Consider the following 11423-nt stretch of genomic DNA (forward strand, 5'->3'; position numbering starts at 1 on the left):
GATGTCCCGCGCCGAAGTCACCGAACTGATCGTCACCCGCCGCCTCGAAAAGAAGCTGTCCTGGGCCGCCATCGCCGAGGCCGTCGGCCAGAGCAAGGAATGGACCACCGCCGCGCTTCTGGGCCAGATGACCCTGACCGAGCAACAGGCCCTGGCCGCCGCCCGCCTGCTGGACCTGCCCGCCGACGCGGTGGTGCAACTGCAGGTGGTGCCCTACAAGGGCTCGCTGCCCACCACGGTGCCCACCGACCCGCTGATCTACCGCTTCTATGAGCTGATCAACGTCTACGGCACCACGTTCAAGGCGCTCATCAACGAGGAGTTCGGCGACGGCATCATGAGCGCCATCGACTTCAAGATGGACCTGACGCGCGAGGCCGACCCCAAGGGCGACCGCGTGCAGATCGTGATGAGCGGCAAGTTCCTGCCTTACAAGACGTATTGAAGCGGCCGGGCGGGCACAACGGCCCGCCCGCGTCAGCCTTCCACCGCCAGTTCTTCCCAGCCCAGGTCGCGGGTACGGGCCAGGGCGCCGGTCACCGCCGCCGCCGCGTCCCGCGCCGCGTCTTCCAGCGCATCGCCGGCCAGCAGCCGGGTGGTGATGGCCGCCATGAACACGTCGCCGGTGCCGTGCACCGACGGCGGGATGGCGATCTCGGGATGGCTCAGCACCACGCAGTCGTCGCGCGTGACCACCGCCAGCCGCAGCGTGCCGGGCGCGGCCGTCTGCGGCGCGGCGCTGGTCACCACGATCCACTCCGGCCCTTCGGCGATCAGTTCGCGCGCGGCCGCCGCCACCTCGTCGATCGAGGCCAGCGGCCGGCCCACCATCTGCTCCAGCTCGAAATGGTTGGGGGTCATGCCATGGGCGTGCGGCACCAGCTTGCGGCGATACTGCGCCACCAGCCCGGCGTCCACGTACAGGCCATCGTTGCGGTCGCCCATGACCGGATCGATATGCACCCGCAGCTCGGGCCGCGTGGCCCGCAGCCCGCGCAGCCAGTCCGCCAGCAGGTCGGCCTGGCCGGGCTGGCCCAGGTAGCCGCAGACCACGACGCGCGCCACCGCGGTCACGCCGCGCTCGTCCAGCCCGCGCAGCAGGCCCTGGAACCAGTCCAGCGGCACCGCGCCGCCGTGCAGCGTGGGGTAGTGCGGGGTATTGCTCAGGATGACCGTGGGCAGCGCGACGGCCCGCAGCCCGGCCTGGCGGAATATCGGCATGGCGGCGTTGTTGCCGACGCAGCCATAGACGACCTGGGATTGGATGGAAACGACGTCGACCCGCGCGGTCACGGCGGGCAGCGCTGCGCCGGGCGTCGGGGCAGCGGGAATGGCGGTCATACGGAAGGCTCCTGCGGACAGAGACGGGATGCGCCCTATTCTATGCCCAGCCGCCCCCCTCTTGCCGGCGGCAGGCCCCGCCGCCGCCGGGGCCGCCGCCCTTCCCGTCAGTCCGGCGCGGCGGCCAGCCAGCCGGCCCCGTCCAGCACCGCGCCGTCGATGCCGGCCAGGTGCGGCGCGAACGGGTAGCCCAGCGACGAGACGATCTGGCACTGCGCCAGCTGTGGATGATCGGCGTTCAGCAGGTACTGGCAGCTGCCGGCCGCCGACGGCACCTTCAGCAGCAAGGTATCGCCGCGCGCCAGCCAGGCGTTGCCGAAGGCGCGCGAGGCCTGCAGGTCGGTCTGCCAGCCGGCCGGCGGGCGCGGCTCGGCCACGGCGGCCGCCGGCACCCGCACTTCCAGCAGGAAGTAGTTGCGCGGCAGGGCGCGTGGATGCGCCACCTCGGCCTGCGCCAGGCGCGCGAACACGGCGGCGGCGGGGGTGGCGTCCAGCACCACCACCGCCGCGCCGGCGGCATGCCAGCGGCCCGCGGGGCGGGCGCGCGGCATCAGGTCCTGGCTGTTGCTCAAGCGCCAGAGCGCGGTCATGGGCCGTTTCCTTCATCGATGTTGATCAGCCACTGTTCGATCAGCACGGCGTAGCGGCCGTGCTGGCACAGCAGCAATGGCACCCGGCCATGCAGCCGGCGCTTGGGGCTGCAGAGCCAGCGCCGCGCATCTTCCACGCCGCCGAACACCAGCTCGGCCAGCCACGCCACCCGCAACGCCCGGTACAGCACGCGCAGGTCGGCCAGGTCCAGGCTGTGGTCGCGCAGCGGATCGCGCGGCCGGCCGGGTTCGACCCGCGGCACCAGCGCCAGCCAGTGCAGCAGCTCGCCGGCGAACGCAACGCGCAACGACTGCAACAGCGCGGCCGCGCACTGCAGGCTGGCGGGCGGCCCGGACTGGCCCAGGGCCTGGCTGAGCCGCGCCTCCAGCGCCGCCGCGATGCCGCCCGGCTCAGGGAGCGCGGGCGGCGACGGCGGGCTGGGCCGTCGTGGCAGCCGCGGTTTGGTCGAAGGCGGCATTGAGGGCCGCGCCATCAATGCTGACGGTTCCTGCATTCAGCAACCCCTCCAGGTAAGCCCTCGCCGCCAGTTCCTGGCGTTGGGTCCGCAACGCGGCACGCAACTCATCCTTGACCTGCTCGTACGGCGCCACACTGGCCGCGCGCAGATCCACCAGTTTCAGAATATGGAAGCCCGCCGCCGACTGCACCGGCGCCGCGACCTCGCCCGCCTTGAGCTGTTCGATCACGGGCCGCATTTCCGGCGTCAGCTGCGCCAGCGGCACGTAGCCGATGTCGCCGCCCTGCGCGCGGGTCGAGGCGTCCTGCGAATGGCTCCTGGCCAGCGCGGCGAAATCGGCCTTGGGCGCCTGGGCGCGCTTGACCAGGTCCAGCGCCTGCTTGCGCGCGGCCGCCACCGCGTCGCCGTCGCCCGGCGCCGCCGGCAGGAAGATCTGGCTGACGCGGTACAACGCCGGCTGCGCCAGCTGCGGCTTGGCGCGCTCGTAGGCGGCCCGCAGGTCGGCTTCGGCCGGGTAGTCGTCGGGCGCGCGGCTGACCGAATCCAGGTAGGTCTGCAGCACGATGCGCTCCTGCGCCGCCTGGAAGGCGCGCTTGAGCTCGGGGCGCTCCTGCCAGCCCTGGGCGCGGGCCTGCTCGACCAGCGCCTTCTCGGCCAGGCGGGCGCGCAGCCACTGGTCCAGCCCGGCGCGGTTGCCCTTGAGCTGGGCGCGGGCCTCGGGCGGCAGCGCCTCCAGCTGGCGCACCAGTTCGTCGCGGTCCACCTGCACCGCGCCCAGGGTGGCCACGGCCGGCGCCTTGGCCGGGGCCGGCTGGGCGGCGGCGGCGGCCGGAGCCGCGCCCTTTTCCGGCGCGGCCGCCGCCTTGGCGGGCACCGGACTGGATTCGCTGCTCTGCGCCGGGCTGCCGCGCATCAGCGCCACCGCGCCGGCCAGCACCGCGATCAGCAGCACCGCGGCGGTCACGCGCAGCCGCGCGGGCTGATTGGAAAGAATGTTCATGGTCGGAACCTCGCTTGCTTGGATGCGCCATTCGCCGCCACGGCGGCCTGGGGGGTTGGGGACGTTGCCGTCCCGAACGCCAGGCGCCGGGCCTGGCGGATGGATCAGTTCAGCGCCTCGGTGGCGGCGTCCTGCCGCGGTTCAACGGCGTCGGTATCGGCGCCGGCTTCGGCGCGCAGGAACAACAGGAATTCCTGCAGCAGGCGATCCCACAGTTCGGCGGTGGCGCGCAGGTAGTTCTCGGACACGCCGCCGGCCAGGATCACGTCCAGTTCCAGCACCAGGAACACGCCCTGCACCGTCAGGCGGGCGAAGCGCTTTTCGACATTCCAGCGCTCGGCCAGTCCGGGCGGCAGTTCGCCCTGCACGCGCAGCGCGCAGCTCAGCGTGTAGTCCAGGTAGCTGCCGGGTTCGACGGCGGGGTTGCCCATGCGCGCGGCAAAGCCCACGCCCTGGCTGGCGCTCAGCAGTTGCACCATGCCGTTCTGCTCGGACACGGTGACGCGATAGCCCGCGGATTGCAGCAGTTCCTGCAGGCGTTCGGCGTTCACGTCGAGAATCAGGCTGGAGTCGGTCATTACAGTCATTCCTAGGTAAAAGAGATCAATTCAGAGAGATCGGTTCGCAGGCAAAGCCGTTCATTACAGTCTCCCTGCATGAAAGAGATAAGACAGCGACTGGATGCTCAGGGTTGGGCCGCCGGCGCCGCCGGCGCGGTCGCGCCGACCTGCGCGTCGTACAGCTTGTCGCCATACGCCTGCGCCTGCTCCTCGAACTTGACGCGCGCGCTGCCGGCGAACGGCTGTTTCATGGCCAGGATGCCGCCGGTGCCAATGCGTTCGTAGGCGTTCAGGATTTCCTTGCCGGCCTCGTACATCTCGCGGTTCTTGGCGATGCAGGCCTTGGCCTCGGTGTCGCGCTGCGCCAGGGTGCGGGCCAGCGTCTGCCGTTCCGCCTCCTTGGCGCGCGACAGCGTCAACAGCTCGTCGTAGGCGCCCTTGAACTTGCCCAGCTGGGCGTGGCTGGCGGCCACCTGCGCCTGGGCGCTTTCCATCACGGCCTCCTGCTGCCCGGCCAGCTTCTCGGCCTGGCCCTTGGCGCTCGCCAGCTGGCTGCGCAAGGCGGCCAGTTCTTTCTGGGCGGCGTCGCGCTGCGCTTCGGCCGCGGCCTTGGCGGCGTTGACCTGGGCCTGCTCGCTTTGCAGCTGCTGCAGTTGCTGGGTGGTGCTGCGCAACTGGGCGCGCAGGCGCTCTTCCATGCTCTCGGCCTGCGCCGGCAGCGCCACGCTCAGGCCCGCGGCGCACAGGGCCGCGGCGGCGGCCAGCCGCCGACCGCGTTCCCGCGCCCGCGGCTGGCGCGATTCATCCCACAAGGTATGCATGTCCATGGCCTCAGAACCTGGCGTTGATCTCGAACTGCATGGTGTCGATGGACAGCGGCGCGCCGTAGATCTCGCGCGTGCTCATCCAGCGCAGGACGCCGTACACGTTCTTGTCGAAGGCGTAGCCGCCGCCGATGTAGTAGCCGCGGGCGTTGGTGCCGCCCTGGTGGAACGACGAATCGTTGAAGGCGTCGGGCAGCGCATCCGGCTGGATGTACTTGTAGCCGACGAAGGCCAGCCAGTCGCCCTTCTCCTTCAGGTCGTACGACCGGCCCAGCGTGGCCTGCAGCATCCAGGCGTTGGGACCGCTCTCGACATCGCCGTTCTCGCCGAAGTTGTTGACGATGTTGCCTTGCGAGCGGTTCATCATCTTGTTCTTGCTGTAGGCCAGGTTGCGGATGTAGTTGGCGTTCACGCGCAGGCCCAGGCCGTTGAACACGCGCGTGTCCCAGCGCAGGTTCACGTCGAGCAGGTCGAACTTGGACGCCAGGCCGACGTACTGCGGCTGCGGCGTGTTGGCCGGATCCTGCGGGTTGGAGGTGATGTCGCGCAGCAGGAACAGGGTGTTGCCCTTCTGCATGAAGGCCGGGCGCGACCAGTCGGTGTCGCAGTTTTCCTGGCCGGCCCACGGCGAGCAGGGGCTGGAGCGCTTGCCGGCGATGTTGTCGAAGTGGTAGTAGGCCAGCGCGCCGCGCAGGCTGTTGCGGCTGTCGATCTTCCAGTCGGCGCCGGCCTGGGCGGCCAGCAGCCACTTGTCTTCGCTTTTGCCTTCCGAGAACGACGACGAGTTCCAGCCGTTCGAGCCGTACTCGGTCGAAAACGCGCCCAGGGTGCCGAACAGGGTCACGTCGCGGCCTTCCAGCGGGTGCTTGAAGATCGCGGCGACGCCGTCGAAGTTCAGGTCGTTCGAGAACAGCATGTCGGTGGACTCGAACGGATTGGCGATGCGGCCGCCCGTCACCGTGGCCCACTTGGCGGGACGGTAGGTCAGGTAGGCCTGGTCCAGCCAGATGTCCTTCTTGCCCATGCCGCCGCCCAGCGTCTGGGTGGTCGAGACCGGGCTGTCGTCGCTGCCGGTGGCCAGGCGGATGCCGGCCGTCCAGGCTTCCGAGATGTCGGCGCGCACGCCCAGGCGGGCGCGCACGCGCAGCTGGTTGCGGCGGTCCTCGCGCGTGTTCAGCATCGGCGGATAGTTGCCGTTGGTGTTGCGGTTCAGGTCGTACGGCCCCTTGGCGTTGAGCTTGGCGAAATCGACGATTTCGTTGCTGTTGCCGCCCGAGTACAGGCGCGACTCGTCGCGCACGCGCACGTCGCCATCGATGGTGATGCGCGAAACCCAGTCGGGGAACGTGTTGGGCTGGGCCCAGTTCTCTTCCTTGGCCTGCACCATCACTTCGGCCTTGACCTCGTCGCGGATCTGGTCGCGCACGGTCTGCGGGATGTACGGCACGCGCACGTCGCCCGCCTGGGCCACGGCGGCGCCGCGATCCTGCGGCGCGGCGCGGGCGGCCTTGGCTTCGGCTTCGGCCTGGGCCACCAGGGCGTCGGCCTGCTCCGGCTTGAGCACGCCCTGCTGCACCAGCAGGCGGATCAGGTTGATGGTGGCGTTTTCGGACGGGGCGGGCGCGGCGTTGGCCGTGACCGGCAACGCGGCGGCGGCGCCCGCCGCGGCCAGGGCCAGCGATGCCGCCAACCGGTTCAATTGGAACTTCATTCTCTTGGCACTCCAGGATCGGTTCAATTCAGCACTTCAGGGAGAGGGACGGCGACCCGTCACCAGGATTCGCATCGGCATGCCCATGGAGGCGGGCGGCCGTTCGTCGATACGGGGCACGGCGCGCAACGTCTCCACCACGCGGGCATCGATCTCGGCGTCGGCGCCGGCGCGACCCAGCGCCACGCGCGTGATCTTTCCGTCGGCGTCGAACCAGATGTCCACGTACGTGCGGAAACTCAGATTGCGGGTGCGATCGTCCTGGCTCAGGATCTTCTGCAGCGCGTAGGCGACGTACTGGTTGTAGGTGCCGTTGCCACCGCGCCCTCCTCCGCCGCCGGCCATGCCCTTGCCCTGGCCGGCGCCGATGTTGAACGCGTCGGTGCCGGCCTGGGCATCGCCATCGATCTGCATCGGGTTGGCCAGGTCGTCAGCCGGGCGCGGCGGCGCCTCGTCCTGCGGCTTGGGCGGTTCGGGCGTGGGCTGCGGCTCGGGCTCGGGCGGCGCCACCGGCTCTTCCTTGGGCGGCTCGGGCTCGGGCGGCTTTTCCGGCTCGGGCGGCGGCGGAGGCGGCGGCGGCAGCGGGATGATCGCGGTGGCCTTGGGCGCCTCGCGGCGCACCCCGGCCATGTCGTTGGCCCAGCGCCATAGCGCGTAGGCCGCCGCGATCAGCGCCACCGCGACCGCGGCCAGCTTGAGCCAGCGGCGCGCGGGGTGCGGCGTGCGCGGGGAATCGGATGCGTGTTGCGGCATGACGGTCGCCTCGGCTCCTATCGCGGCTTGCCGGTGACCAGCCCGACCTGGGCCAGTTCCAGCCGGCGCAGCAGGTCCAGCACTTCCACCACTTTCTGGTACTGCACGGCGGAGTCGCCGCGCACGATCACCGGAAAGTCCGGGTTCAACGCTTTTTCCGTGCGCAGCCGGTCTTCCAGCTCGGGCAGGGTCACCGGATAGGCGTCCAGGAACACCTGGCCCGCGTCGTTGACGGAAATCGCCTTCGTCTTGGGCTGCGACAGGGCGATGGACGAACTGGCCTTGGGCAGGTTGACCTTGATGCCGGCGATCTGCGCCGTGGCGGTCAGGATGAACATGACCAGCACGACCATGAGCACGTCGACCAGCGGCGTGATGTTGATGCCGTCGACGGGCGCGTCGTCATCGTCGTCCTGGGATGCGGATACGGAAGCCATGGGGGTCGTCTCCTTATGCTTCGGCGGCGGCCGGCTGCGGCTCGCGCGCGGCCGGGCGGGCGGCGGCCGCGGCGCGCGCGCCGCCTTGGTGGGCGGCTTCCTGGGCCTGGCTTTCGCCATGCACTTCGGCCAGTCGCGTCACGAACTCGTCAACGAACACGCGCATGTCGGCGCTGACTTCCTTGTTGCGCGAGACCAGGCGGTTGTAGCCAAACAGCGCCGGGATGGCGACGAACAGGCCCATGGCGGTGGCCAGCAGCGCGGCGGCCATGCCCGGGGCGATGGCGTTGATGTTGACGTCGCCGGCCATGGCGGTGCCCAGGAACACCACCATGATCCCCAGCACCGTGCCCAGCAGGCCGATGTACGGGCCGCCGGCAATGGCGTTCGAGAGCGAGCCGAGCTTGGCGCCCAGCACCTGGTTTTCCTTGGTGCGCACGGCGTCCATCGAGGCGCGGATCGCTTCGATGGTGGCGGCCGAGATCGAACTGGTGTCGGCGCCCTGTTCGCGGCGGGTGCGGATTTCATTGACCGCCACGCGGTACAGGCGCCACAGCGAGGCGTGCTCCAGGCGCTTGGCCAGGGCGGCGTCGTCGGCCAGCAGCTCCAGGCGCTGGCCGACCTTGGCGAAGGACTCGCGGAAGGTCTCGTTGGCGCTGGCCACGCGCGCCACGTTGCGGCTCTTCTTGATCATGATGACCCACGACTGCACCATCATCAGCACCAGGATGGCGATGATGACCCAGGCGTCGACCGGCACGGCCTTGAGCAGGAAGCCCAGGCCGCCGAAACCGAAGCCCGACTGTTCTTCGTCGTTGCCGTAGGCCACCAGGCGCGACTCGGCGCCCTGCGAGGTCGCGTCGGCCAGCAGCAGCGCGGCCGGACGGGCGACGCGCGACAGGCGCACTTCGTCGATGGCGCCGACGAACGGCGCGTACACATGCGGCGCCGGGGCGGCGGCCGCTTCGGCCGGCGCGGCGCCGGCTTCGCCATTGGCGGGCGCGGCCGGCGCGGCGGCCACGGCCGGGGCCGGCACGTCGCCGCCCAGGGCGGCGGGCGTGTTCAGCGGCGGCAGGCTGGCGGCCAGCGAGGACGTGGCGCGGCCGTTCACGTACAGCGTGACGCGGCTGCCGTCGGCCGTCACGGCCAGGTGCTGCCAGGCGGCCGGCGTGAGCGACTGGCCGGGCTGGCTGCGCTGGCCGTTCACTTCGACGAAGGGCACGCCCTGGTTGATGCCGATCAGCAGCGCGTTGCCGGCATCGCGGCGCGCATACACCAGCTGCTCACCGGCCGGCTGGTCGGCGCGCACCCAGGCGCTGAAGCTGAAGGCGCCCGCGGCGGGCACGGCCAGCGAGGGGCTGGCGGGCAGCATCAGCGGCGCGCCGCCGGCGAATTGCGCGGCGCGGCCGATCACGCCGTCGACCGCGGCGGCCATGGGCGTCTGGGCATTGTTGCTGTTGCCGGTGGTGTCGCGCGGCGGGGCGCCGGCGGCATTGTCGAAGTGGTAGACCAGCGTGTAGTTCGGATCGAACGTCAGCTGGCCGTTGGCCGATGCCGGCGCCTTCTGGTTGCCGTAGTACATCCAGATGTCCTGGCGCTGGCCATCGGCCAGGTCCGGCAGGTCGACCCACACCAGCGCCATGCCCAGCAGCGGATCGAAGGCTTCCAGCTGGTGGTTCAGCACGGTCTGGTCGTCGCCGGCCACGAAACGGATGTCGGCGCCCTTCTCGTTGATGCCGTCGAAGGTGAAATTGCCGGTGTGCAGGCGCACCAGCAGCGGCGTGCGGCCAGCGGGCCCGCCCAAGGGCGCGCCCTGCGGCGTGCTGTCGACGGTGATCTGCTTGCGGTACTGCCAGTCGGGTTGCCACCAGGCGTTGGCGGCGGACGGCAGCACGCCGGCCAGCACGGTCAGTAGGAGCATCAATAAGCGTTGCATGGTCAGGACTCCGGGATAAATACGGTTTCGCGCGCGCTCAGAAGCTGGCGCGGACGCTGAAGTTCAATCGGGGATCGTGTTTCTTGGTGTTGGGGCCGTCCTTGAGCGGATAACCCCAGTCCAGCGAGCCGGACAGCCAGTCCAGCACCTGCAGGCGCGTGCCCAGGCCGACGCTGGCCAGCGAGTAGCTCGAATCCTGCTCGGGCAGCGGATCGCGCAGGCGCAGCGTGGCGGCATCGGCAAAGGCGTAGAAGCGCCATTCGTTGACATTGCTGCCGAGCCAGCGCGCCAGCGACGGCGTGCGCCACTCGACCGAACCCAGGAAGCCGTCGTCGCCGGTGCGCTCGGCCGCCAGGTAGCCGCGCACGCTGGTGCTGCCGCCGGCGGAGAACTGCTCGTTCGACACCAGCGCGCCCGAAGCCAGCTGGAAGCCGGCGCGCAGGCCCAGCTGCCAGTCGCCGAACAGGTTCTGGGTATGGGTGCCGTCGCCGCGCAGCAGCGCGAAGCTGGGGCTGGCGCGGTAGCGCTTGTCGTCGAATTCCTTCCAGTCGCTGCCCAGGCCGAAGAACGAGCGGCTGGCGCCCACGAGCGACAGGCCGATGCTGCTCTGCGACGCTTCGGAATAGCGGTAGCCGTTGTACGAGAAGGTGAACGGCACGTACTTCAGCGGGATCAGGTCTTCGTTGCCGCCGAAGCGCGTGGTCTCGTCGAACTTCTTGTAGTCCAGGCCGACCGACAGCGAGTTGTACCAATCGCCCTGCGGCGCCAGGGTGTAGATGGCGCTCATGCCGAACGAATAGCCCTTGCCCAGCACGTTGGTGCCGCCGATGGTGGCAACGTTGCTGTCGCTCTTGTAGCCGGTGAACTGCAGGCTCCATTGCTTGTCCAGCGGCATCGAGTACGAGCCGGACCAGACCTTGGCGTTGTCGGTTTCCTGCGGCGCCGTGAAGAAGGTCAGGCTGACCGAATGGCCCAGCTGCCACAGGTTGTCATAGCCCAGCGACGCGGTGCTGCGCAGGCGCGAGGTGTCGGCGCTGTAGTCATTGTTCAGGCCCAGGCTGGCGTGCCACGGATTCTTGTCCTCGACCTTGAGGTCCACATCCATGGTGCCGGGGATGCGGCCTTCCTTGACCAGCGGCACCACCTGGCGACTGGCGCCCTTGTTCAGGTCTGTCAGCTCGGCCTGCGCCTGGTTGAAGTTGGGCACCTCGCCTTCCCGCAGTGCCGGCACCTCGTCGCGGATGGCCAGCGGCGAATAGTGCTTGGCCCCCACCACGCGCACGCGGCCGACCTTGGTTTCGGCCACCTGCAGGAACACGATGCCGTCGGCCACCTGCTGCTCGGGCAGATCGACGTACACGGATTGGTAGCCCCGTTCCTGGTAGATGGCCTGCAAGGCTTCGCGCGCGGCCTCGATGTCGGCCAGCGTGCGGTCGGGCCCCAGGTAGGGATAAACGGCCTTCTCGATGTCGCGGGCTTCCAGCACGGTATTGCCGCGCACGATGTACTCGTTGATGTTGACGCGGCGCGCCTCCTGCGCGGCCGGCGCCGGCTGCGCCCAGGCCACGTTCACGGCCAACGCCAACGCCACCGCTCCCGGCGCGCCGCGCATCATGGCGCGCAGCGCGCCGCCCCTGCTCTCGAAATCATGCATAGCGATGCACTCAGTTCCTTGTGTGATAGCCGGTCTGGCACCGGCCGCTACCGTGCAGCGCGCTTGCGACAATCCTGTTACGGCTTTCTGCCCGCATACCCGCGTCTACAGCTTCTGCTTGTTACTAGACGTTCCCGG

12 protein-coding genes are annotated in these 11423 nt (G+C 69.9%); 1 reads left to right on the forward strand and 11 read right to left on the reverse strand.

The features are described from left to right. Window position 1: 1 nt before the first annotated feature. Window positions 2-445 (forward strand): cyanase, encoded by a 444-nt coding sequence (gene cynS, locus AT699_RS20360; RefSeq protein WP_035182322.1) that lies wholly within the window; start codon window positions 2-4, stop codon window positions 443-445. 32 nt (window positions 446-477) lie between these two features. Here cynS and pdxK read toward each other — a convergent pair whose 3' ends face one another. The 11 genes from pdxK to AT699_RS20415 all read right to left on the reverse strand — a co-directional run bounded on the left by pdxK (window position 478) and on the right by AT699_RS20415 (window position 11285). Continuing rightward, a complete protein-coding gene (pdxK, locus tag AT699_RS20365; RefSeq protein ID WP_006386102.1) occupies window positions 478-1341 on the reverse strand; it encodes a pyridoxine/pyridoxal/pyridoxamine kinase in 864 nt (287 codons plus the stop codon). 107 nt (window positions 1342-1448) lie between these two features. Next, on the reverse strand, window positions 1449-1931 hold the full coding sequence (locus AT699_RS20370; RefSeq protein WP_020928601.1) for an RES family NAD+ phosphorylase: 483 nt from the start codon (window positions 1929-1931) through the stop codon (window positions 1449-1451). Next, window positions 1928-2410 (reverse strand): MbcA/ParS/Xre antitoxin family protein, encoded by a 483-nt coding sequence (locus AT699_RS20375; RefSeq protein ID WP_026383047.1) that lies wholly within the window; start codon window positions 2408-2410, stop codon window positions 1928-1930. Before AT699_RS20375 ends, AT699_RS20370 begins: the two co-directional genes overlap by 4 nt. After that, a complete protein-coding gene (locus tag AT699_RS20380; protein ID WP_024069654.1) occupies window positions 2343-3410 on the reverse strand; it encodes a peptidylprolyl isomerase in 1068 nt (355 codons plus the stop codon). Before AT699_RS20380 ends, AT699_RS20375 begins: the two co-directional genes overlap by 68 nt. Window positions 3411-3514: 104 nt before the next feature. Continuing rightward, complete coding sequence (locus tag AT699_RS20385; RefSeq protein ID WP_024069655.1) at window positions 3515-3988, reverse strand: YbjN domain-containing protein; 474 nt, start codon at window positions 3986-3988, stop codon at window positions 3515-3517. Between the two features lie 107 nt (window positions 3989-4095). Then, entirely contained in the window at window positions 4096-4791 is a 696-nt protein-coding gene (locus tag AT699_RS20390) for a DNA repair protein (RefSeq protein ID WP_223308521.1), read from the reverse strand. Between the two features lie 10 nt (window positions 4792-4801). Then, window positions 4802-6505 (reverse strand): putative porin, encoded by a 1704-nt coding sequence (locus tag AT699_RS20395; protein WP_024069657.1) that lies wholly within the window; start codon window positions 6503-6505, stop codon window positions 4802-4804. 36 nt (window positions 6506-6541) lie between these two features. After that, on the reverse strand, window positions 6542-7258 hold the full coding sequence (locus AT699_RS20400; protein WP_020928605.1) for a Ferric siderophore transport system, periplasmic-binding protein TonB: 717 nt from the start codon (window positions 7256-7258) through the stop codon (window positions 6542-6544). Between the two features lie 17 nt (window positions 7259-7275). Continuing rightward, complete coding sequence (locus AT699_RS20405) at window positions 7276-7695, reverse strand: ExbD/TolR family protein (protein ID WP_006384781.1); 420 nt, start codon at window positions 7693-7695, stop codon at window positions 7276-7278. Between the two features lie 13 nt (window positions 7696-7708). Then, window positions 7709-9631, reverse strand: coding sequence for a DUF2341 domain-containing protein (locus AT699_RS20410; RefSeq protein ID WP_024069658.1), 1923 nt, complete (start codon window positions 9629-9631; stop codon window positions 7709-7711). Between the two features lie 37 nt (window positions 9632-9668). Next, window positions 9669-11285 (reverse strand): ShlB/FhaC/HecB family hemolysin secretion/activation protein, encoded by a 1617-nt coding sequence (locus AT699_RS20415; protein WP_024069659.1) that lies wholly within the window; start codon window positions 11283-11285, stop codon window positions 9669-9671. Window positions 11286-11423 lie beyond the last annotated feature (138 nt).

This window comes from Achromobacter xylosoxidans (assembly GCF_001457475.1).
Classification (GTDB): Bacteria; Pseudomonadota; Gammaproteobacteria; order Burkholderiales; family Burkholderiaceae_B; genus Achromobacter; species Achromobacter xylosoxidans.

Excerpts from the sequence above, each read along its gene's own strand:
- AT699_RS20395 (WP_024069657.1), bottom strand. The coding sequence starts at position 6,505 with ATGAAGTTCCAATTGAACCGGTTGGCGGCATCGCTGGCCCTGGCCGCG.
- AT699_RS20405 (WP_006384781.1), bottom strand. The coding sequence starts at position 7,695 with ATGGCTTCCGTATCCGCATCCCAGGACGACGATGACGACGCGCCCGTC.
- AT699_RS20415 (WP_024069659.1), bottom strand. The coding sequence starts at position 11,285 with ATGCATGATTTCGAGAGCAGGGGCGGCGCGCTGCGCGCCATGATGCGC.
- AT699_RS20385 (WP_024069655.1), bottom strand. The coding sequence starts at position 3,988 with ATGACCGACTCCAGCCTGATTCTCGACGTGAACGCCGAACGCCTGCAG.
- AT699_RS20370 (WP_020928601.1), bottom strand. The coding sequence starts at position 1,931 with ATGACCGCGCTCTGGCGCTTGAGCAACAGCCAGGACCTGATGCCGCGC.
- AT699_RS20380 (WP_024069654.1), bottom strand. The coding sequence starts at position 3,410 with ATGAACATTCTTTCCAATCAGCCCGCGCGGCTGCGCGTGACCGCCGCG.
- AT699_RS20390 (WP_223308521.1), bottom strand. The coding sequence starts at position 4,791 with ATGCATACCTTGTGGGATGAATCGCGCCAGCCGCGGGCGCGGGAACGC.
- pdxK (WP_006386102.1), bottom strand. The coding sequence starts at position 1,341 with ATGACCGCCATTCCCGCTGCCCCGACGCCCGGCGCAGCGCTGCCCGCC.
- AT699_RS20400 (WP_020928605.1), bottom strand. The coding sequence starts at position 7,258 with ATGCCGCAACACGCATCCGATTCCCCGCGCACGCCGCACCCCGCGCGC.
- AT699_RS20375 (WP_026383047.1), bottom strand. The coding sequence starts at position 2,410 with ATGCCGCCTTCGACCAAACCGCGGCTGCCACGACGGCCCAGCCCGCCG.
- cynS (WP_035182322.1), top strand. The coding sequence starts at position 2 with ATGTCCCGCGCCGAAGTCACCGAACTGATCGTCACCCGCCGCCTCGAA.
- AT699_RS20410 (WP_024069658.1), bottom strand. The coding sequence starts at position 9,631 with ATGCAACGCTTATTGATGCTCCTACTGACCGTGCTGGCCGGCGTGCTG.